The sequence below is a fragment of the Tabrizicola flagellatus genome (assembly GCF_008271465.1).
Taxonomy (GTDB): Bacteria; Pseudomonadota; Alphaproteobacteria; order Rhodobacterales; family Rhodobacteraceae; genus Tabrizicola; species Tabrizicola flagellata.
Genome location: NZ_VMDU01000004.1, coordinates 99,699 through 120,736 on the forward strand (window position 1 = coordinate 99,699; position 21,038 = coordinate 120,736).

Genomic DNA, 21,038 nt, shown 5'->3' on the forward strand with positions numbered 1-21,038 from the left:
CACCCTACCCCTCGCCGCCTCCCGCCCTACCTCCCTCCCCCAAGGAGACCGCCATGACCCTCACCCTCTACGTCGTCACCGCCGCCGTCTTCCTGATCCTCGACGCGATCATGCTGACGCTGGTGATGAAGCCGCTCTTCACCCGCCATATCGGCCCGCTCCTGGCGGAACCCATCCGCCTCGCCCCCGCCGCGCTCTTCTACCTCGCCTATGTCGGCGGCCTCGTGTATCTCGTCTCGCTGCCGGCGCTGAAGACCGGCGCGCCGCTGCTGTTGCCTGCGCTCATCATCGGCCTGATGGCCTACGGCACCTACGAATTCACCTCCTGGGCGGTGATGAAGGACTGGCACTGGACGATGGTGGCGACCGACACGCTCTGGGGCGGCACGCTGACCGCATTCTCCGCCTGGGCCGGGGTCGCGATCACCCGGATGATCCACGGCTGATCCCTTTGCGGCCCCCGGAATCTGTGTTACCACCCGGTAAACGCCTACGGGCAACCGTCTGAAACGAATAGCGAATCCGGAAATGTCCACCGTGGACAGAAAGGCCAGCATGATCCTCTACGGCATTCCCACCTGCGACAGCTGCAAGAAGGCCCTCAAGGCGCTGCAAGCCGCGGGCAAGGACGTGACCTTCCGCGACATCCGGGCCACACCGCTCACGCAAGCAGAGGTCGAGCGCATCGTGCAGGAATTCGGGGACCGGGCGGTAAACCGGCAGTCCACCACCTATCGCAGCTTCAACGATTTCCTGAAGGCATCCGACCCCGAGGCGCAGATCATGGCTCAACCGACCGTGATGAAACGGCCGGTCATCCAGGACGGGGATCGCTGGTATCTGGGGTGGGACAGCGCGACCGAAGCCGCGCTGACCGCCTAGAGCAGGCGCAGGTCGCCGGCCGACATCTTGCCGTCGCGGCCCGACTGCAATTCGTAGCCGATCTTCTGGTTGTCGCTCAGGCCCTTCAACCCGGCGCGCTCCACCGCCGAGATGTGCACGAAGACGTCCTTCCCGCCGTCATCCGGCGCGATGAACCCGTAGCCCTTGGTCGAATTGAACCATTTCACGGTGCCTGTCGGCATTCCGCTTCTCCTCTCAGAACCCCCTGCGGCGCCATTACCGCAAGTCGTGCCACCAGGTCTTCCAGGGCTTCGATCCGAGAGCCGTGCAGGAATTCTGTCGTCACTGAAGGGATGATGCCAAGGATTCGCAATAAATCAAGCCGCAAGGCGAGCCGGCGCAACCCCGAGGATACGATCCGCCGAAAGCGGTCCCGCCCCCTTGCACACCAGAACGGCAAGCAGCACCAGCCACATCGCCCGCTGGTCCAGAATCGCCGCATCCGAGGCCCGGTCGAACCAGCGTCCTGCCCCTGCCCCGTGGCCGAGAATGTCGGTCAGGCTCTGCACCAGCACGAACCCCGCCATTCCCAGGGCCGCAAGCCGGGTCATCAGCCCCAGGACGATCAGCGCAGGCAGGATGACCTCGGCCCAGGACCCGGCCAGCACCACCATCCGCGGCCAAAGGCCCAGCCCGCCCGGATCGAAACCGGCGGCCTCAAAGGCCCGCGGAAAGATCTGGGCGTAGGCTCCGGGGGATGGGGTGAAGGGTCCGTCGAACTTGGTCATGGCCGAGGACCAGAAATAGACCATGAGGACCCCGGCAAAGGCCAGACGGGCAAGGGTCGGAAGCAGCCAGTCGGCCTGCCCCTCGCACAGCCGCGACAGCCGGGCATCAAGGCGTGCCAAGGCGGTCATGGCGATACTCCGATGATGGCACGGCCCCGGATCAGCAGCGCCAGATTGGCGGCAAGGTCGAGCCCCGGCACTGCCGAGGCGACGGCCTCGCCCAGCCTGTGCCCGGCCAGCAAGGCGGCGAGGAAGGCCCCTCCGCCGGGCGGCAGCGCCTCGGGTCGGGGGTCGAATTCGGGCCGCAGGATCAGGGCGTCCTCGGCCGCGGGACGCGGCGGCGGAGCGCCTTCATTGTTGGCCCGCCAGATCGACACGATCGGCCAGGCCGACCGCACAAGGCGCAGCGCGGGCGCAAGGCACAGGCGCAGCTCGCCGAGGTCTTCGCCGATCAGCCGCTGGAAATCGGCTTCGGGCAGGGGCCGGCTGTCCGCCGCGTGATAGCTTTCGCGCATCGCCTGATCCAGCCGCGCCACGTCGGGCAGGTAACCCAGATGCGCCACCGGCGGGAAACGCTCCAGGAACTCCGGCATCTCGGCACCGTAGAGCATCAGCAGCCGCGACCGCGGCGGATGCGCGCGCAGGAACACCCCGGCCATGGCGGCAAAGAACGTGTCCCCGACCAGCTTGCGCACCGTGGGAAAGCCCGCCTCCAGCGCGCGGGTCAGGGACAGGGCGACATTGTTGCGATAGACCGAGAAGCGTTTCGGGGCCGGCAGACCGTCGGGTCCGACAAGTCCGGGGGGGACCGCCGCGTCCGGGTCCAGCAGGGCCTGGGCAAAGGCGGACTGGCTCATGCGACCGGCTCCAGGATCCGGGCGGCGCGGGTGGCCTCGGCGGCCAGCACTGGCCACTCGGGCACGTCGTTGTCCCATTCGATCAGCGTCGGGATCGCGCCGGCCCGCCGGATCACCCGCGCGAACAGCGACCAGACCGGATCGGCCACCTCGGCCCCGTGGCTGTCGATCAGCAAGGGCCGCCCCCTGTCGTCGCGGTCCTCGTCGTGGCCGCCCAGGTGGATCTCGCCCACCAGATGCAGCGGAAAAGCGTCCAGATAGGCCACCGGGTCACGGTTCTGGTTCGTGCCCGAGACATGAACGTTGTTGACATCGAGCAGCAGCCCGCAGCCCGTCCGCCGCGCGACCTCGGCCAGGAAATCGACCTCGTCCATCGCCGTCTCGGCAAAGGCGATGTAGGTCGAGGGGTTCTCCAGCAGCATCCGGCGCCCCAGAACCTCCTGCACCTCGTCCACATGATCGGCGACGCGGGCCAGGGTGGCTGCGGTGTAGGGCAAGGGCAGAAGATCGTTCAGATAGGCGCCGTCATGGGTGGACCAGGCCAGATGCTCGGAAAAGCTTGCGGGGTTCAGCCACTCGCACAGATGCTTCAGTCGCATCAGATGATCGCGGTCTAGCGGTCCCTCCCCGCCAATCGAGAGGCCCACCCCGTGGACCGAGATCGGAAAGCGTTCCGCGAGGTGCCGCAGTTGCGCCAGCGGACGCCCGCCCGCGCCCATGTAGTTCTCGGCATGCACTTCCAGCCAGCCGACCGGGCCGGGGTCGGCAAGGATCGCGGCGAAGTGCTGCGGCTTGTAGCCGACACCGGGTTTCGCGGGCAGTGCGGTCAGGCTCTGGTCAAGCATGGTGTCCTCCAGGGAGATACCCCTCCGGCAGATCGGCCGGAGGGGCGAGGGGCGTCACGCCTTCGGCAGGTCGCGCTCCAGCGGCGTCAGCGAGCCCTTGCGTGCCATCCCGTCCATGCCCGCGGGCAGTTCCATCGTCTCGCAGGTGCCGGCCGGGACCAGCTTCCAGGCATTGCCCTGGTAGTCGACCTTCGAGGTTCCGGCGCAGGTGGTGCCTTCACCCGCCGCGCAGTCGTTCTGGCCGGCCAGCGCCACGCCGTAGCACTTCTCGTTTTCCTGGGCCGAGACGGCGCCCGCGACCGACAGGGCGGCAGCCAGCGCACCGGCGATGACCAGGGTGTTCGATTGACAGGACATGTGTGCAGTTCCCTCCTCCAGTGAGCGTCGCATCCCTTGCGACTGCCAATGGGATAAGGGCAGGCTACGATCACAAGCGACCCACGGCGCCGTGAGGCACGGCATCGTGACAGGATGTCGCAGGCGCAGCGATGCCGAATGCCCCGACGGCCATCCGGGTCTTTTGAAATCAGATCAATGGCTTGCGGTCAACTACCGGCGGGCGGCAGCGCTTCCAGGCCGAAGGTCGCCACGGCTTGATCGAGGGAGATCGTTTCAGTCCGGGTCTCGCCCAGGCGGCGCATTGAAACAGTTCTCGCCTCGACCTCCTGCATGCCCACCGCCAGGATCACGGGAACCTTGCCGACCGAATGTTCGCGGACCTTGTAATTGATCTTCTCGTTGCGCACGTCGGCCTCGGCGCGGACCCCGGCCTTGCGCAGCGCGGCCACCACCTCATGCACGAAGGGATCGGCGTCCGAGACGATCGAGGCCACCACCACCTGCCGCGGCGCGAGCCAGAAGGGGAGTTTTCCGGCGTAGTTCTCCAGCAGGATGCCGATGAAGCGTTCGAAGGAGCCGAGGACCGCGCGGTGCAGCATGACCGGGCGATGCTTCATCCCGTCCTCGCCGACATATTCCGCATCCAGCCGGACCGGCAGGTTGAAGTCGGCCTGGAAGGTGCCGCACTGCCATTCGCGCCCGATGGCGTCGGTCAGCTTGAAGTCCAGCTTCGGGCCATAGAAGGCGCCATCGCCGGGGTTGATCTCGTAAGGCAACCCCAGCCCTTCGATGGCTTTCTGCAGTGCGTTCTCGGCCTTGTCCCAGATCTCGTCGCTGCCCACGCGGACATCGGGCCGGGTGGAGAGCTTGATGTCGAACTTGTCGAAGCCAAGGTCCTTGTAGACGCTGGACAGAAGCGAGATGAACCCCGCACATTCCTGCTCGATCTGGTCCTCGGTGCAGAAGATATGCGCGTCGTCCTGGGTAAAGCCGCGCACCCGCATCAGCCCGTGCATCGAGCCGCTCGACTCATACCGATGGCAGGACCCGAACTCCGCGAGCCTGAGCGGCAGGTCGCGGTAGCTCTTGAGGCCCTGGTTGAACACCTGCACATGGCAGGGGCAGTTCATCGGCTTCAGCGCGTTGATGCGCTTTTCCTTGGCGCCTTCCTCGTCCACCTCGACGATGAACATGTTCTCGCGGTAGGCCTCCCAGTGGCCCGACTTCTCCCACAGGATGCGGTCCACGACCTGCGGCGTGCGGATCTCCCTGTAGCCGGCCTGGCGCAGGCGGCCGCGCATGTAATCCTCGAGCTGGCGGTAGATCGTCCAGCCGTTCGGATGCCAGAACACCATGCCGGGCGCTTCTTCCTGGAGGTGGAACAGCTCCATCTCGCGGCCCAGCTTGCGGTGGTCGCGCTTGGCGGCCTCTTCCAGCATCGTCAGATGCGCCTTCAGGTCGTCGCGGTTGCGGAAGGCCACGCCGTAGATGCGTTGCAACATGGGGCGGGACGCATCGCCCAGCCAGTAGGCCCCGGCGACATGGGTCAGCTTGAAGGCATCCGCAGGAACCTGGCCCGTGTGTTGCAAATGCGGACCGCGGCACAGGTCCTGCCAGTCCCCGTGCCAGTACATGCGGATGTCCTCGCCCTCGGGGATCCGGTCCAGCAGTTCCAGCTTGAAGGGCTCGCCCCGGCCCCGGTAGTATTCGACGGCGCGGGCGCGGTCCCAGACCTCGGTCCGCACCGGATCGCGCGCGTTGATGATCTGCTTCATCCGCGCCTCGATCGCACCCAGATCCTCGGGCGTGAACGGCTCTTCCCGGTCGAAGTCATAGAACCAGCCCTGGTCCCTGACCGGCCCGATCGTGACCTTCACGTCCGGCCAGAGCTCCTGCACCGCACGGGCCATGATGTGGGCCAGGTCGTGCCGGATCAGCTCCAGCGCCGGGGCCTCGTCCTTCATCGTGTTGAGGCTGATCGTCGCGTCGCGCGTGATCGGCCATTGCAGATCCCAGTGCTTGCCATCCACCATCGCCGAGATCGAGGCCTTGGCCAGCGAGGGCGCGATCGACGCCGCCACCTGAGCAGGCGTCACCCCCGCGTCATAGACACGCTTGTTGCCGTCGGGAAATGTCAGGGAAATCTGGGCCATCGGCCTGCTCCTCGTCGGTTTGGCGCCCACGAAACGCCCGGTTGCGGGTTGTATCGGGCGCCGTCTTGCCCCTGGCCGCGCTGCAAGTCAAGCCATGCGCGGTTCTTCGCCCGCCGGATGCGGCAACACTGACCAAAGCTGCCTGGGCCTGCTATCTTCTGCCCATGACAACTTTTCTCACCACCCCGCAGGGCCGTCACATCGCCTATAGCCACACGCCCGGCCGCGGTCCCGGCGTGGTGTTCCTCGGCGGGTTCCGATCCGACATGACCGGCACCAAGGCGCTGCACCTGCAGGCCTGGGCCGAGGCCACGGGGCGCTCCTTCCTGCGCTTCGACTATTCGGGCCATGGCGCCTCGCATGGGGCCTTCGTCGATGGCGCGATCTCGGACTGGCGCGAGGACGCGGCGGCGGTGATCGAGGTGCTGACCGAGGGGCCGCAGATCCTGGTCGGGTCGTCCATGGGCGGCTGGATCGCGCTTCTGCTGGCGCGCGACATGCCGGATCGGGTTGGCGGCTTCGTCGGCATCGCCGCGGCGCCCGACTTCACCGAGCGGATGTGGGAGGCCGAATTCACCCTGGCCGAGCGGACCGCCCTGCTGGAAGAGGGCGTATTCCTGCGGCCCTCCGACTATTCCGACGACCCCTACCCGATCACCCTGCGCCTGATCGAGGACGGCCGGCAGAACCTGGTGATGAACGGACCGCTGCCTCTGCACATGCCGGTCCGCCTCTTGCAGGGCAGCGCAGATGCCGATGTGCCGCCTGCGGTGGCGATCCAGCTTTTCCACCAGATCGCCAGCCCCGACCTGCGGCTGACCCTGGTCAAGGATGCCGACCACCGGTTTTCCAGCCCTGCCTGCCTGGCCATGATCACCGACGCGGTCGAGGACGTGATCCTCGCCCGCGAGGCATTGCCCGTGGAGGATGCGGCGGGCTTGCAGGTATCGAACCTTCGCTGATGTGACCTTTCCGCCAGTCTTGCGAAAGTTGGATGGAAACTGGATTTGAATCCAGAGCCTTGTGGGTTACCGTTCACGAAAGACCAGGAACAGCCGCTTGCAGAAACCCTGCGTTGAAGGCCCGCGCCCGTGAACATGCTCGTCCTGCGAGACCCGACCCCTCCCGAACCGCTGGTGCTGATCCCCGGCTTCATGGCCGATGCCCGAAGCTTCATGCCGCAGCTTGCCCGGCTGGGGGCGGACCGGCAGGTGATCCTGCTGGGTCCGGGTCTCGGCGACAGTCTCGAGAAGATCGTCGCCGAACATGCCCCGCACCTGCCGCCGCGCTTTGCCGTGGTGGCGCATGGCCTCGGCGGCAACATCGCCATCGAGATCCTGCGCAAGCGTCCCGGTGCCGTGACCCGCATCGCGCTCATCTCGACCGATCCGCTGCCGGAACCGCCTCAGCTCGCCGCGCAGCAGGAGGCCCTGCTGGTGGCGGCCAAGACCGGGCATCTGCGGGCCTGCATCGCCCAGATGCTGCCGGCGACGGCGCTGCACGATGCGCCCTGGCGCGACGAGGTGATGGCCCTGGTCATGGACATGGCCGAAACCCTGGGCCCCAGGCAGTTCCAGCGCCACCTGCGCGTGCTTCAGCGCCGGCCCGACCAGCAGAAGACGCTGCGCAAGGCCAACATCCCGACGCTGATCCTTACCGGCGCCAGCGACACGCTGATTCCCCGTCGCCGGGCCGAGTTCCTGGCCGCGATGATGCCGCAGGGCTGCCTGGAGATCATCCCCGAGGCCGGTCACATGCCACAGCTGGAACAGCCCGAGGCGGTGACTAAGGTGCTTGAAACCTTCCTCGCGGGACGCCTGCCCACGCTGATGCTGAAGTAGCCTCGTCAAGCATGTCATGCAGGCGTCGGAGCCGCGCCCCCACGCGAGGAGTGCGCGAAGTGCTCGACGAGCCCAGCCTCGCGGCTACTGCGCCGACGCCAGCGCGATCTTGGCCTTGGGCGTGCCGGCCGCCCGGTCGATGAAGTTCAGGACCAGCGGACGGATGTTCAACCGCCAGCTCTTGCCCGCGAAGATGCCGTAGTGGCCCGCGCCCGGCTCCACATGGTGGCCCTTCTTGTCGTCGGACAGTCCCGTCAGCAGCTTCAGCGCCGCAACGCATTGACCAGGCGCCGAGATATCGTCGTTCGCGCCCTCGACCGTCATCACCGACACACTGGTAATCGCCCCCATGTCCACCTTGCGACCGGCCACGGCAAAGTCGTTCCGGGCGATCTCGCGCTTCTTGAAGATGCGTTCGACGGTCGAAAGGTAGAATTCCGCGGTCATATCCATGACTGCCAGATATTCGTCGTAGAACCGGTTGTGCGCGTCGTGGTCCGACGCCTCGCCCTGCGCGACGCGGAAGATCTGCTGGACGAAAGCCTTGCCATGGCGTTCGGCGTTCATCGCCATGAAACTTTGCAGCTGCAAAAGCCCCGGATAGACCAGCCGCCCCGCGCCCTTGTACTTGAAGCCGACGCGCTGGATCGCGATGTGTTCAAGCTGGCCCATCGTCACACGGCGGCCGAAGTCGGTCACCTCGGTCGCCGCCGCATCGGGATCGACCGGCCCGCCGATCAGGACCAGCGACCGCGGCTGCGCCTCGGGATGCTCGGCGGCAAGATAGGCCGTCGCGGCGAGCGTAAGCGGCGCGGGCTGGCAGATCGCGATCACATGCGTGTCCGGCCCCAGAACCTTCATGAATTCCGCAAGATAGAGCGTGTAATCCTCGATGTCGAACTTGCCGGCCGAGACCGGAATGTCGCGGGCGTTGTGCCAGTCGGTGACATAGACATCGGCATCGGGCAACAGCGAGGCGACCGTGGACCGCAACAGCGTGGCATAATGCCCCGACATCGGCGCGACCAGGAGCACCTTGCGCGGCATGGGCGCGCGGCGGCGGACGAAGAACTGCACCAGGTCGCCGAAGGGTTTCTGCACCACCGGGTTCACATCGACCAGGTGATCCTGGCCATCGGGCCCGACGATCGACCGGATCCCCCAGTCGGGCTTGGCCACCATCCGACCGAACGTGCGCTCGGTCACCTCGCCCCAGGCGGCCATCAGCGGCAGGACCGGGTTCAGCGACATGGCGAAGGCCGGGTAACTGGCAAAGGCCCTGGCGGTCGCGCCCAGCCACTCATTCGTGTTGCGGGCGCTTTCCATCAGGTCATAGGTGTACATATACTTCATCATGTCTCCTTGCCCCGGTCGGTCGGATGTCGCATGGCGGGCAGGGACGACCGCAATGCTGCACAGCGGCGACGATAAGGGGGAATGGTTAGCATGACAACAGAAGACAACACCCCCCCGACCAATGAACGAGCCGAGCGGTTGCAAGCCAACCTCGAAAAGCTTGAGGAATTGTCAAAGCGCCTCACCGCCGCGCTGACCCATCGCCGGACGGTCGATCCCTCGCTGAACGGCCCCGCGCCCGACGTCTACATGAAGGCCGCCGCCGCCTGGTTCGCCGGGCTGGTCTCGAATCCGGCGAAGGTGGTCGAGCACCAGGTCAACTACTGGGGCAAGACGCTGAAGCATTATCTCGAGGCGCAGCAGGTGCTTGCCAAGGGCGAGTTCAAGGCCCCCCCCGATCCGAACCCCAAGGACCGCCGCTTCCAGAACCCCCTGTGGGAGACGCATCCCTTCTTCAACTACCTCAAGCAGCAGTACCAGTTGAACGTCGAGGCAATCTCGACGGCCGTCGGCGACATGGAGACGCTTTCCCCCGAGGATCGCCGCCGGGTGGAGTATTTCACGAGACAGATCGTTGACATGTTCAGCCCGACGAACTTTCTCGGCACCAATCCCGAGGCGCTGGAAAGGGCGGTCGAGACCGACGGCGAAAGCCTGGTTCAGGGCCTGGAGAATCTGGTCCGCGACATCGAGGCCAACCAGGGGGAACTGCTGGTCACGCTCGCCGACAAGGAGGCGTTTCACGTCGGCCAGAACATCGCCACCACGCCGGGCGCGGTCGTCTATCGCAACCGGATGCTGGAACTGATCCAGTACGAGCCCACGACCGAAAAGGTCCACAAGACACCTTTGCTGATCTTCCCGCCCTGGATCAACAAGTTCTACATCATGGACCTCAAGCCCCAGAACTCGCTGATCAAGTGGATCGTGGACCAGGGCTTCACCCTGTTCGTCGTGTCCTGGGTCAATCCCGATGCGAGCTACGCCGGGACGGGCATGGACGACTACATCCGGGACGGCTACCTCCGCGCCATGGCCGAGGTGCGCCGGATCACCGGCGAAAAGCAGATCAATGCCGTCGGCTACTGCATCGCCGGCACCACCCTGGGCCTGACGCTGGCGCACCTGCACAAGGCGGGTGACGACAGCATCAAGACCGCTACTTTCTTCACCACGCTGACCGACTTCTCCGACCCTGGAGAGGTGGGCGTGTTCCTGAACGACGATTTCGTGGACGGGATCGAGCGCCAGACCGCGAATGACGGAATCCTGTCCAAGTTCTTCATGAGCCGAACCTTCAGCTTCCTGCGCTCGAATGACCTGATCTACACCCCCGCCATCAAGTCCTACATGCTGGGCGAGGCGCCGCCGGCCTTCGACCTGCTGTTCTGGAACGGCGACGGCACCAACCTGCCGGCGAAGATGGCCGTGGAATACCTGCGCGGCCTCTGCCAGCAGGATGGCTTTGCGAAGGGCGAGTTCAAGGTATTCGGCCGCCCGGTCAGCCTGTCCGACATCACCCTGCCGATCTGCGCCGTCGCCTGCGAGACGGACCACATCGCCCATTGGCGGGGCAGCTTCAACGGCATCAAGCAGATGGGCTCGAAGGACAAGACCTTCATCCTTTCCGAATCGGGCCACATAGCCGGGATCATCAATCCGCCGTCCAAGGACAAGTATGGCCATTACACCAACGACGGCCCCGTGGCAGGAGATCCGGATGCCTGGCTGAAGGGCGCCACCTTCCACAAGGGCAGCTGGTGGCCGCGTTGGCGGGCTTGGCTGGCGGGGCACTCCGGTCCCCTGGTCAAGGCGCGGATTCCTGCCGATTCGCTTTGCCCTGCGCCCGGAACCTATGTGGTGGCGACCCCCGCCTCCTGACATTTCAGCCGATTTCCGCAGGGTTAAGCAGAGCAACCTGCAGTTTTGCTGCATCGCAGAAAAAGACTTGAAATGCTGCGCCGCAGCATCTATATGTCTGTCATCAAGCCGGGGTAGCATCCCCGATACCGATAACCCCTCAGATCGGAGTGATCAGATGACCAAGACCCCGGATTTCACCAAAGTCATGCAGGACATGATGGCTTCGTTCCCGGTTGACGCCTCGGCGTTCCAGAACGCGTTCAAGACCCAGGCCGCCTTCGCCGAGAAGTTCTCGAAAGTGGCGATCGAAGCCGCCGAGAAGTCGACCGAAATCTCGGCCAAGTGGACCAAGGACGCGCTGGCCAAGGTTGGCGAGATCGCCAAGGCCAAGGCCGAGCCGGCCGACTACACCAAGTCGATGACCGATTTCGCTTCGGCCGCCGCCGAGATGGCCGCCGAGAACCTGGCCGCCTTCGCCGAAGTGGCCAAGAAAGTGCAGATGGAAACCGTCGAGCTGATGCTGGCCGCGGGCAAGGACATGTCGGAAGACGCCACCGCCGCCGTCAAGAAAGCCACCGCGGACGTGACCTCGGTCGCCAAGAAGGCCGCTGCGGCCGCGAAGTAAGTCGCACCCGTATTCGTGACGAGTTCGGCGTCCCCCAAGACGCGTCAAAGGCCCGGAGGCGACTCCGGGCCGTTTTCATTCGGCCCGCCCCCGCCGAAAGGCCTCGCCACCGTGCGACGGCCATCGGGATCTTCGCCGATGCGGCACGGCCGGAAAGACCGCTGCGAAAGCTTTGCTTTTCGCTGCACCCTCCCCTAAGCTTCTCTGCAAGCGCATAATCCCGGGGGGGAACCATGGCCGACACCGACAAGCCGCTTCTCATCAAGCGTTACGCCAGCCGCAGGCTCTACAACACCGAGACCTCGGATTACGTCACGCTCGAAGACATCGCGGGCTTCATCTGCCAGGGGCGCGAGGTGCAGATCGTCGATCTCAAGACCGGCGACGACCTGACCCGGCAATACCTGCTCCAGATCGTCGCCGAACACGAATCCAAGGGCGAAAGCGTGCTGCCCATGGATGTCCTGACCGACCTCGTGCGCAGCTATGCCACTGGCATGCAGGCGGTGATGCCGCAGTTCCTCGCCTCCTCGTTCGAGATGCTGCGCGACAGCCAGGCCAAGATGATGGAGAACCTCTCCGCCTTTCCGAACCCGATGGCCGCCGTCCCGGGCTTCGAGGCGCTGCGCAAGCAGCAGGAGGCCTTCCTCAAGTCGATGATGGGCGGCATGCCCGGCTGGGGTGGCTCGGGCCCGTCCAAGGAGGAGGACGCCCCCACCGCCGCGGACGACATCGCCGAGATCAAGAAGCAACTGGCCGAGTTGCAGAAGAAACTCTCCAAGCTCTGAGCCATGGCCGAAACCGAAGGCCGCGTCACGCTCTGGGGGATCGAGGTCTTCGTCGCGTCAGCCGAGGAAGGCTCGATCTCGGCCGCCGCGCGCCGCCTTGGCGTCAGCCCCTCCGCCATCAGCCAGCAGATCAGCGCGCTGGAAACCGCGCTCGGCGCGACACTGCTCGACCGCGCCAGCCGCCCTGTGCAGGTGACGCCCGCAGGGGCGATGTTCCGCCGCCATGCCCAGACCATCCTCAATGCCGCCTCCGAGGCGCGGGCGGAGCTGGCCATGGCCGACCTGTCGGGCATGACGACGCTGCGCCTAGGCGTGATCGAGGATTTCGACAGCGACGTGACGCCGCATCTCCTCACGCTGCTCGCGCGCGACCTGAAGGGCTGCCGCTTCCTGCTCGAAACCGGCGCCAGCCACCGGCTGCTCGACCAGCTCGATACCCGGGCGCTGGACATCGTGATCGCGGCCGATTCCGGGGCCGAACAGGCGCCCGAAGACTGGCGCGAGGTGCACCCGATCCTTGCCGAACCCTTCGTCGCCGTCGCCCCCAGGGGACGCGGGATCGGGGACCTGCCGCTGATCCAGTACACCGCCCGGCACCTGATGGGCCGACAGATCGCCGCGCATCTCGCGCGTCACGGGGTGAAATCCGCCCACCGCTTCGAACTCGACAGCTACGCCGCGATCCTGGCCATGGTCGCGGGCGGCGAGGGCTGGACGATCCTCACGCCCCTTGCCCTGCACCAGGCCCGCGCCTTCCGCGCCCAGGTCGAGGTCCAGCCCCTGCCCGTCCCGCCGCTCGGCCGCACCCTGTCGCTCTCGGCCCGCGCCGGCATCCTTCAGGACATGCCGGCCCGGATCGCCCGGCACCTGAAACCCCTGATCGCCGCCGAGGTCATCGCCCCCGCCCTGGCCGACCAGCCCTGGCTCGCCCCCGACCTGCGCGTCCTCTAGCACTGCGCCGGGCTCTTGCCCTTTTCCAAATACTCCCGCCGGAGGCATCCGCCCGCCGCCCCGGGAACGGCCGTCGCAGGCTCGAGACAATGGCAAAAACACAATCATCCCCTCCCCCTCGTGGGGAAAGGGGATGGGGGAGGGGGGGCGCCCCTGTGTCGTCGCGGGCGCCCGGCCGGATCAGCCGCGCACTTCGGCGGCCGCCTCGACGATCGCCCGGGCGATGAAGTCCAGCTCGGCCTCGGTCAGCCGGGTCGGCAGGCGCACGTCGCAGGCCCGCATCAGCATGGCGCGAGTCCTGGGCAGGTCCGGCACCTCGCCCAGGAACTGCCAGTTCCAGAAGGCCCGCGCATTGCCCTCGCTCAACCCGAAGACCTGCACGCCGACGCCGCGCGCCTTTGCCGCGGCCTGGAACTCCACCGCCTCGCGGTCGGTCCAGCCGCCGACCAGGTTGAACTGGATCGAATCCGGCGCGCGCTCCTCCGGTCCCAGGGCCTCGGGCACCGCCAGATGCGCCGACAGGTTCAACTGCGCCGCCACCCGGTCATGCCCGGCGCGGCCCTTGGCCACCCGCTCGGCCACCAGCGGCAATTGCGGCCGGATCACCGCCGCCGACAGGTTCTGCATGCGCAGATTGTAGAGCGGCAACCTGTTCTGCCAGTGCGCGCAGGAATTGGTCAGGCCGGGATGCTTCTTCCAGTTGGTCTCGTAGGCGCCCGACATGATGATCGCCTTGGCCGCGATCTCGGGATCGTCGGTGATCAGGATCCCGCCCTCGCCCGCGTTCACCAGCTTGTAGGACTGGAAGCTGAAACAGCCCACCTTGCCGATCGTGCCGATGTTGCGCCCGCCCCAGACCGTGCCCAAGGAATGCGCCGCGTCCTCGATCACCGGCACGCCCGCCGCATCGCAAAGGGCCATGATCGCGTCCATGTCCGAGGTATGGCCGCGCATGTGGCTGATCATCACCGCATCCGCGCCCGGCAGCTTGGCGGCGAAATCCGCCATGTCCACGCGGTAGTTGTCACCCACCTCGACCAGCACCGGCACGCAATCGGCATGCACCACGCTGGACGGGACAGCCGCGAAGGTGAAGGCCGGGATCAGCACCCTGGCGCCCCGCGGCAGGTCCAGCGCCTTCAAGGACAGGAACAGCGCGGCGGAACAGGACGACACCGCCAGCGCATAGCGCGCGCCCAGAAGCGCCGCGAACTCCTGTTCCAGAAGCGCGACCGGAGCGTCCGAGGGCGCGGTATAGCGGAACAGATCGCCCGAACTCAGCAGCCGGTCGATCTCGGCCCGCGCGGCCTCGGGGATCGGCTCGGCGTCATAGACATTGGGGGCGATGGTCTGACCGTCGGGGGCCATTCGTGCACCTTTTCTTAATCGCGCATTAAGAAAAGGTTTAAACCCGCCTTCGATCACACGCCAGTGACAAAAACCGGGGCCTGCGGCTTTCCGCCTAGATTTTCAGTCCCGCCCGGGCCGCGACCATGGATACTGTGGTCTCCAGCTCGTGCCAGGCGGTGCGGGCCATGGACCGGAACACCAGGATCTCGAAGGCATGGTCCCCCGTGCGCAGGATCACCGCGTTCATGTGATTCACCTGTGTGCGCAGCGCGGTGCCCACCGGGCAGACCGGCAGCCGCAGATCGACCGGCACCAGCCGCGCCAGCACCTCGACCGAGGCAGCGCCGGCCAGCGACAGGACCGTCCAGCCGTCGGTCTGGTCGGTCACGGCCACACCCTCGATCGCGGGCGGGGCGACGCCGATCAGGAAGGCCTGCTCGCGCCCGGTCCAGACGATCCGCATCCCCTTCTTCTCGACAAAGGTGTTCGGCGCGGGCATGGCCAGTCCCAGCGTCTTCAACCCCTTCGCCGCCAGCTTCGCCCCGCCGGGAAACAGCGCGACCGAGGTGATCGGCCCGACCTCCACCTCGGCCAGGGTCACGCCGCCAAGCGTCAGGGAACGCCCTTCCAGGGCGGATTTCGCGATCAGTTCAGGCACGCAGCTTCTCCCCTTCCGGATCGTGGAACACGGGGGAACAGACCTCGCAGATCACGTCGAGGCCCCGCAGGTGATCGACCAGCCGCACCTTTTCGCCATGCCGGGCGCGGCCGTCCTTCAGGAAGCCCAGCCCGAGCCAGGCCCCGAGCGTGGGCGACCAGCAGACGCTGGTGACATAGCCCTGGTCGGTCTCGCGGTGGATCTCGGTCCCCGGCACGAAGAGATGCGCGCCCGCACTGATCGGGGCGCCGGCCTTCAGGCCCACCAGTTGCTCGCGCTCCGGCCCCCAGAGGCCGGGCCGCGTCGCCGCCGCCTTGCCGATGCAGTCCTTCTTCGCGCTGACCATCTTCTCCATGCCGATGTCATGCGCGGTGACGCGGCCGTGGATCTCGGCATGGGTGATGAAGCCCTTCTCGATCCGCAGCACGTTCAGCGCCTCCATCCCGTAGGGTCCGCCGCCCATGGTCTCGGCTCGCGCGACCAGATCGCGGAACAGCGCCTCGCCATAGCGGGTGGGCACAGCCAGCTCATAGCCCTCCTCGCCGCTGAACGAGATGCGGAAGAGCCGCCCCTCCACCCCGCCGACGCGGACGGGTGCCACCCCCATGAAGGGCAGATCGACCGGCTCTTCCAGGAAGGACTGCACCAGCGCCCGCGCCTTCGGTCCGGCCACGGCGAACTGCGCCCAGCTTTCGGTGACGCTGATGAAGCGCACCTGCCAGTCGGCACAGAAGGCCTGATGCACGAAATCCAGATGCCGCATCACCAGTCCCGCCGCGGCGGTGGTCGTGGTCATCAGGTAATGATCCTCGCCAAGCCGGGCGCTGGTCCCATCGTCCAGCACATGCCCGTCCTCGCGCAGCATCAGCCCGTAACGGACGCGGCCCACCGGCAGGGTCGAGAAGGTGTTCGTATAGACGAAGTCGAGGAACCTTCCGGCGTCCTTCCCCTGGATGTCGATCTTGCCCAGCGTCGAGACATCGGCCACCCCCACCGCCTCGCGCACCATCGCGACCTCGCGGTCGCAGGCCTCGCGCCAGGTGGTCTCGCCCGGTTTCGGGAAATAGGACGGCCGGTACCAGAGCCCCGCCTCGATCATCGGCGCATGCCGGTCGCGGCTCGCCTGGTCGGAGGTCAGGAAGCGTTGCGGCGCGAAGCCCTCGGCCCGGCCCCCCGCCCCCATCGCGGCGATCGACACCGGCGTGTAGGGCGGGCGGAAGGTCGTGGTCCCGGTCTCGGCAATCCCCCGCCCGGTCGCATCCGCCAGCACCGCCAGCGCCGCCACGTTCGAGTTCTTGCCCTGGTCCGGCGCCATGCCCTGGGTGGTATAGCGCTTCATGTGCTCGACCGACCGGAAGCCTTCCTGCGCTGCCAGCTTCACGTCCTTGGTCGTCACGTCATTGGCAAAGTCGAGCCAGGCCCGCCCCTTGCCCTCCACCGCCCAGAGCGCGCGGACCGCATAGGGCGCGTCCTCGGCCTGCGGCACCTCGATCTGCACCTTGCGGCCCAGCGCGGCGACGATCTTCTGCGCCGCCGCGTGGCCCGTCGTCAGCGCCCCATAGGTGGACATCGACCCGTTCGCCGCCCCCACCGCGACCAGTCCGGGCACCGCCCCCTCCATCGGCACGAAGGCCGCCAGCTCCTCGCTCCAGCGGGGCCTCCCGTTCATGTGGCAGGTCAGATGCAGCGTCGGGTTCCAGCCGCCCGACATGGCAAGGCAGTCCGTCTCGATCTGCAGGACATCCCCGCCCTTGCGCACCTGGATGCCGGCCAGCCCCAGCCGCCCCCAGCTGCCCACCACCTCGGCGCCCAGATGCACCGGGCAGTCCTCCACCGCCGAGGCATCGGGCCTGGGGTCGATGATCGCCGCCACCGTCACCCCCGCCGCCATCAGCTCGCGTGCCACGGCCCGGGCCTGGTCGGTGTTGGCGAACAGGGTCACCCGCTTGCCGGGACTGACGCCATAGCGGTTCAGATAGGTGCGCACGGCCGAGGCCAGCATGATCCCCGGCCGGTCGTTGTCGGGGAAGGCGACCGGGCGCTCCAGCGCGCCCGCGGCGAGGACCGCATGCTTCGCCACGATCCGCCAGAAACATTCGCGCGGCAGGTTCGGCCGCGCCGGCTTGTGCAGCCCCACCCGCTCCAGCGCGCCATAGGTGCCGTGGTCATAGGCCCCGGTGACCGTGGTCCGCAGCATCAGCCGCACGTTCGGCAAGGCCTCCAGCTCGGCCAGGATCTGCGCCAGCCACTCGCCCGCCGGCACTCCCCCGATCACGCCCCCGTCCGACAGCAGCCGCCCGCCGAATGCATGGCTTTCCTCGCACAGGATCACATCCGCGCCCGCCCGCCCCGCCGTCAGCGCCGCCATCAGGCCCGAGGGACCCGAGCCGATCACCAGCACGTCGCAGAAGGCAAAGGCCTTCTCGTAGGTGCCCTCGTCGTGCCGGCCCGACAGGCTCCCCAGCCCCGCCGCCCGGCGGATCAGCGGCTCGTAAAGCCCTTCCCAGAAGACGCGCGGCCACATGAAGGTCTTGTAGTAGAACCCCGCCGACAGGAAGGGCGCGAGGTAATCGTTCACCGCCAGCAGGTCGAAGCGCAGCGACCCCAGCCGGTTCTGCGACTGCGCCACCAGCCCCTCGAACACCTCCTGCATCGTCGCGCGCACGTTCGGCGTCTGGTTCGTCGGCCCCACGACCTCGACCAGAGCATTCGGCTCCTCCGACCCGGCGGTCAGCACGCCGCGCGGCCGGTGATACTTGAACGACCGCCCGACCAGCCGCACGTCATTGGCCAGAAGCGCCGAGGCAAGCGTATCCCCCTTGTAGCCCGCGTAATCCTTCCCGTCGAAGCGGAAACGGACCGGCTTCGTCCGGTCGATCAGCCCCTTGCCGTCGATCCTCATGCCTTCCGCTCCGCCACCAGTTCCACGCCGGATATCTCATGCGTCACCGTGTTTCGCGTGACGACCAGCCACTGCGCACAGCCCGCCTCGTGATACCAGAGGTCCTTCGTCACACCCGCCGGATTGTCCCGCAGGTGCAGGTAGTTATCCCACTCCGCCAGGGGCGCGCCCTCCGCCGGCCGGCGCAGGTAATCCTCCGCCCCGTAGTAGTAGAACTCCCGCCGGTCCCGCTCGCCGCACAAGGGACATGTCAGCCGCATGATCCGGCCCCCGCTTTCATCTGTCCGAAAATATCCCCGCCGGAGGCATCCGCCCTCTCGGCCAGGCGCAGCGCACCCGATCCCGCGGACGCCCGATGCCACGCGCCTCCCCTCCCCCAGATGGGGAGGGGATGGGGGTGGGGGGCTGCCGTCTGATCACGCATCACCCGCCCTCAATGCAAATTGTGCTGCGACCCGGTGCCTTCTTCGTCCAGAAGATGCCCGGTCGCGAACCTGTCCAGCCGGAACTTCCGCGCCACCTCATGCGGCTCGCCCGTGGCCATCAGATGCGCCATGCACCAGCCACTGGCCGGCACCGCCTTGAACCCGCCGTAGTTCCAGCCGCAGTCGATGAACAGCCCCTCGACATGCGTCTTGTCGATGATCGGGGACCCGTCCGGCGTCATGTCCATGATCCCGCCCCAGGACCGCAAGACCTTGGCCCGCCCGATCATCGGCATCAGCGTCATGCCCGCTTCCATCACATGCTCGACCATCGGCAGGTTCCCCCGCGCGGCGTAGCTTGCATAGAAATCCAGGTCGCCCCCGAACACGAGCCCCCCCTTGTCCGACTGGCTGATGTAGAAATGCCCCATGCCGAAGCTGACGACATGGTTGATGACCGGCTTCAGCCCCTCGGTGACGAAGGCCTGCAGGATGTGGCTCTCGATCGGCAAGCGCATCCCGGCCATCGCCGCGACCTGGCTCGACCGCCCCGCCACCACGATCCCGACCTTTTTCGCCCGGATCGCGCCGCGCGTGGTCTGCACGCCCTTCACCACCCCGTTCTCGATGTCGATGCCCGTGACCTCGCAGTTCTGGATCAGGTCCACGCCCCGCCGGTCCGCCCCCCGCGCATAGCCCCAGGCCACCGCGTCATGCCGGGCTGACCCTCCGCGCGGGTGCAGAAGCCCGCCATAGATCGGGAACCGCGTGTTGCCGAAATCGAGATAGGGCAGATGCTCCCGCACCCCCTCGCGGTCCAGCAGGATCGCATCGTCGCCCTGATTGATCATCGCATTGCCACGCCGCACGAAGGCGTCGCGCTGCCCGTCGGAATGGAACAGGTTGATGAGGCCGCGCTGCGAATGCATCACGTTGTAGTTCAGCTCGGCCTCCAGCCCCTCCCACAGCTTCAGCGAATGGCTGTAGAACTCGCTGTTGCCCGGCAGGAAATAGTTGGCCCGCACGATGGTCGTGTTCCGCCCCACGTTCCCGCCGCCGAGATAGCCCTTCTCCAGCACCGCGACGTTGGTGATGCCGTGGTTCTTCGCCAGGTAATAGGCCGTCGAAAGCCCATGCCCGCCGCCGCCGATGATGACCACGTCGTATTCGGCCTTGGGTGACGGCTCGCGCCAGGCGGGCGTCCAGCCCCTGTTGCCGAACAGCCCCTCGGTGATGACCCTCAGCCCGGAATAGCGCATCGCTCTGCCTCCTGTCCCGGTCATCAAACCGGAACCGCCGGCATATTCAAGCCCGCGCCGCAATTTCCTTGGTCATCCGCGACATCACATGTCGGAGACGGTCTCGGCCCCGTCGCCATGGCTCAGTCCGACCCGGCCGCCCCCACGTCATAGGCCGCGATCCCGGCCGCCAGATCGACATGCGCCGGGGCATCCAGGAACAGCTTCACCACCTCGCGCTTGCCCAACGGATCGTCGGCCAGATGGGCCAGCGCCCGCATCCGCCGCCGCTCCATGTCCAGCGTGAAGCCGTCAGGCCCGGCCCCGGCGTCCAGGAGATGCGACTGCCCCCGGTCGCGCAGGAAGCGCTTCATGTCCCGGTAGATCTCGGGGTCATGAAGCCGCAGACGGTCGGTCCAGGGCTTGATCGGCCCGGTGAAATGCACCAGCCGCGGTCGCCGCCCCTGCAGCATCAGATAGCTGTTCTGCGAGATCTGCCAGTTCCAGCCGGGCGACAGGCTGTCCCAGTTGCCCGCCACGACCGCGTTCAGCGCCGACTGGTCGCCAAAGCGGCAAAGCCCCGGATTCCGGACGAAGAAATCCAGCGCGGCGGCCGACAGGGCGCCTTCGGCCCAGACGGGCCCGTTCACCACCAGCACCCCGGCGTTGAAGTAATCGGCGCCGATCCCGGGATGCAGGGCCGCGACATAGGCCCGCAGCTGGTGCAGCCGCCCCCTGTCCGGCCAGTGCGACCGGTTGCGCACCGCCGCCAGCGGCCGGCCGGTCTCGGGCAGGTCCAGCAGATCGGCCAGCGAGCCCCAGGCCTGATAGACATCGCCGTCCAGATAGATCACCCGGCGGTAGGCGGGCGCCAGGTCCTCGAGCGCGAACAGCCGCAGCATCGTCGCGGCAGGCACATGCGCGGTCGCGTCATAGTGGAATGCGCGCGGATATTCCGTCAGGTGGTGGACCGTCACGCCTTCGGGATAGACCGACAGAAGCCCCTCGGGCACCTCGCCCACCAGATAGGCATGGTGGTCCAGCCGGCCCGACCGGTCCAGCGCCATCGACCGGGCCAGCACATAGGCGCCCTGCCAGGCCCAGGTCGCATCGGAACAGACCACGACGGCCGCCTCGGCCCTTTCCCGCCTGGATTTGTCCTGCACCGAACGATGGTCCCCGAAGCCACGACTGGCCCGCACTCTTCACGCTGCGG

Annotated in this window: 21 protein-coding genes; 8 read left to right on the top strand and 13 right to left on the bottom strand. The window is 67.0% G+C overall.

The features are described from left to right. The first annotated feature begins 53 nt into the window (after nucleotides 1-53). Together FL625_RS08100 and FL625_RS08105 are read left to right on the top strand one after the other, a co-directional pair. Nucleotides 54-446 (top strand): DUF2177 family protein, encoded by a 393-nt coding sequence (locus FL625_RS08100; RefSeq protein ID WP_149588156.1) that lies wholly within the window; start codon nucleotides 54-56, stop codon nucleotides 444-446. A 109-nt stretch (nucleotides 447-555) separates the two neighbouring features. Beyond that, nucleotides 556-882, top strand: coding sequence for an arsenate reductase family protein (locus FL625_RS08105; RefSeq protein WP_149588157.1), 327 nt, complete (start codon nucleotides 556-558; stop codon nucleotides 880-882). On the opposite strand, the gene FL625_RS08110 is transcribed toward FL625_RS08105, so the two are convergent. From FL625_RS08110 to thrS, 6 genes are all read right to left on the bottom strand, one after another. Further along, entirely contained in the window at nucleotides 879-1,085 is a 207-nt protein-coding gene (locus FL625_RS08110; protein WP_149588158.1) for a cold-shock protein, read from the bottom strand. The genes FL625_RS08105 and FL625_RS08110 overlap by 4 nt on opposite strands. A gap of 135 nt (nucleotides 1,086-1,220) precedes the next feature. Then, nucleotides 1,221-1,760 (bottom strand): DoxX family protein, encoded by a 540-nt coding sequence (locus tag FL625_RS08115; RefSeq protein ID WP_149588159.1) that lies wholly within the window; start codon nucleotides 1,758-1,760, stop codon nucleotides 1,221-1,223. Next, nucleotides 1,757-2,488 (bottom strand): HvfC/BufC N-terminal domain-containing protein, encoded by a 732-nt coding sequence (locus FL625_RS08120; protein ID WP_149588160.1) that lies wholly within the window; start codon nucleotides 2,486-2,488, stop codon nucleotides 1,757-1,759. Before FL625_RS08120 ends, FL625_RS08115 begins: the two co-directional genes overlap by 4 nt. Further along, nucleotides 2,485-3,333, bottom strand: a complete 849-nt coding sequence (bufB, locus tag FL625_RS08125; RefSeq protein WP_149588161.1) for an MNIO family bufferin maturase — start codon at nucleotides 3,331-3,333, stop codon at nucleotides 2,485-2,487. Before bufB ends, FL625_RS08120 begins: the two co-directional genes overlap by 4 nt. A 54-nt stretch (nucleotides 3,334-3,387) precedes the next feature. Next, nucleotides 3,388-3,690: a BufA1 family periplasmic bufferin-type metallophore gene (locus tag FL625_RS08130; RefSeq protein ID WP_149588162.1), complete on the bottom strand. Its 303-nt coding sequence runs from the start codon at nucleotides 3,688-3,690 to the stop codon at nucleotides 3,388-3,390. A 188-nt stretch (nucleotides 3,691-3,878) separates the two neighbouring features. Then, the gene (gene thrS / locus FL625_RS08135; protein WP_149588163.1) at nucleotides 3,879-5,825 is read right to left on the bottom strand and encodes a threonine--tRNA ligase; all 1,947 of its coding nucleotides are present in this window, start codon (nucleotides 5,823-5,825) and stop codon (nucleotides 3,879-3,881) included. A gap of 164 nt (nucleotides 5,826-5,989) precedes the next feature. Here thrS and FL625_RS08140 point away from each other — a divergent pair, with 164 nt between their 5' ends. Together FL625_RS08140 and FL625_RS08145 are read left to right on the top strand one after the other, a co-directional pair. Then, the gene (locus FL625_RS08140) at nucleotides 5,990-6,787 is read left to right on the top strand and encodes an alpha/beta hydrolase (protein WP_149588164.1); all 798 of its coding nucleotides are present in this window, start codon (nucleotides 5,990-5,992) and stop codon (nucleotides 6,785-6,787) included. Between the two features lie 135 nt (nucleotides 6,788-6,922). Next, a complete protein-coding gene (locus FL625_RS08145; protein WP_235019367.1) occupies nucleotides 6,923-7,666 on the top strand; it encodes an alpha/beta fold hydrolase in 744 nt (247 codons plus the stop codon). Nucleotides 7,667-7,750: 84 nt separating this feature from the next. Here the strand turns inward: FL625_RS08145 and phaZ are convergent, their stop codons facing one another. Then, complete coding sequence (gene phaZ, locus FL625_RS08150; RefSeq protein WP_149588340.1) at nucleotides 7,751-9,019, bottom strand: polyhydroxyalkanoate depolymerase; 1,269 nt, start codon at nucleotides 9,017-9,019, stop codon at nucleotides 7,751-7,753. A gap of 93 nt (nucleotides 9,020-9,112) precedes the next feature. Between phaZ and FL625_RS08155 the strand changes: the two genes are divergently transcribed. From FL625_RS08155 to FL625_RS08170, 4 genes are all read left to right on the top strand, one after another. Then, on the top strand, nucleotides 9,113-10,903 hold the full coding sequence (locus tag FL625_RS08155; protein WP_149588166.1) for a PHA/PHB synthase family protein: 1,791 nt from the start codon (nucleotides 9,113-9,115) through the stop codon (nucleotides 10,901-10,903). A gap of 157 nt (nucleotides 10,904-11,060) precedes the next feature. Beyond that, nucleotides 11,061-11,510, top strand: coding sequence for a Phasin (locus tag FL625_RS08160; RefSeq protein WP_149588167.1), 450 nt, complete (start codon nucleotides 11,061-11,063; stop codon nucleotides 11,508-11,510). Nucleotides 11,511-11,743: 233 nt separating this feature from the next. Continuing rightward, on the top strand, nucleotides 11,744-12,298 hold the full coding sequence (gene phaR, locus FL625_RS08165) for a polyhydroxyalkanoate synthesis repressor PhaR (RefSeq protein ID WP_149588168.1): 555 nt from the start codon (nucleotides 11,744-11,746) through the stop codon (nucleotides 12,296-12,298). Nucleotides 12,299-12,301: 3 nt separating this feature from the next. Beyond that, the gene (locus FL625_RS08170; RefSeq protein WP_149588169.1) at nucleotides 12,302-13,249 is read left to right on the top strand and encodes a LysR family transcriptional regulator; all 948 of its coding nucleotides are present in this window, start codon (nucleotides 12,302-12,304) and stop codon (nucleotides 13,247-13,249) included. 180 nt (nucleotides 13,250-13,429) lie between these two features. Here the strand turns inward: FL625_RS08170 and FL625_RS08175 are convergent, their stop codons facing one another. The 6 genes from FL625_RS08175 to FL625_RS08200 form a co-directional block, all read right to left on the bottom strand. After that, nucleotides 13,430-14,617, bottom strand: a complete 1,188-nt coding sequence (locus FL625_RS08175) for a DegT/DnrJ/EryC1/StrS family aminotransferase (RefSeq protein ID WP_149588170.1) — start codon at nucleotides 14,615-14,617, stop codon at nucleotides 13,430-13,432. Nucleotides 14,618-14,711: 94 nt separating this feature from the next. Then, the gene (locus tag FL625_RS08180; RefSeq protein ID WP_160147752.1) at nucleotides 14,712-15,257 is read right to left on the bottom strand and encodes a sarcosine oxidase subunit gamma; all 546 of its coding nucleotides are present in this window, start codon (nucleotides 15,255-15,257) and stop codon (nucleotides 14,712-14,714) included. Next, a complete protein-coding gene (locus tag FL625_RS08185; protein WP_149588172.1) occupies nucleotides 15,250-18,159 on the bottom strand; it encodes a sarcosine oxidase subunit alpha family protein in 2,910 nt (969 codons plus the stop codon). The genes FL625_RS08180 and FL625_RS08185 overlap by 8 nt, the downstream gene beginning before the upstream one ends. Beyond that, a complete protein-coding gene (locus FL625_RS08190; RefSeq protein WP_149588173.1) occupies nucleotides 18,156-18,419 on the bottom strand; it encodes a sarcosine oxidase subunit delta in 264 nt (87 codons plus the stop codon). The genes FL625_RS08185 and FL625_RS08190 overlap by 4 nt, the downstream gene beginning before the upstream one ends. A gap of 173 nt (nucleotides 18,420-18,592) precedes the next feature. Continuing rightward, nucleotides 18,593-19,843: a sarcosine oxidase subunit beta family protein gene (locus tag FL625_RS08195; protein ID WP_149588174.1), complete on the bottom strand. Its 1,251-nt coding sequence runs from the start codon at nucleotides 19,841-19,843 to the stop codon at nucleotides 18,593-18,595. Between the two features lie 122 nt (nucleotides 19,844-19,965). Further along, nucleotides 19,966-20,988 carry a glycosyltransferase gene (locus tag FL625_RS08200; protein ID WP_149588175.1) on the bottom strand — a complete coding sequence of 341 codons (1,023 nt, stop codon included), beginning with the start codon at nucleotides 20,986-20,988 and terminating at the stop codon, nucleotides 19,966-19,968. Between the last annotated feature and the right edge of the window lie 50 nt (nucleotides 20,989-21,038).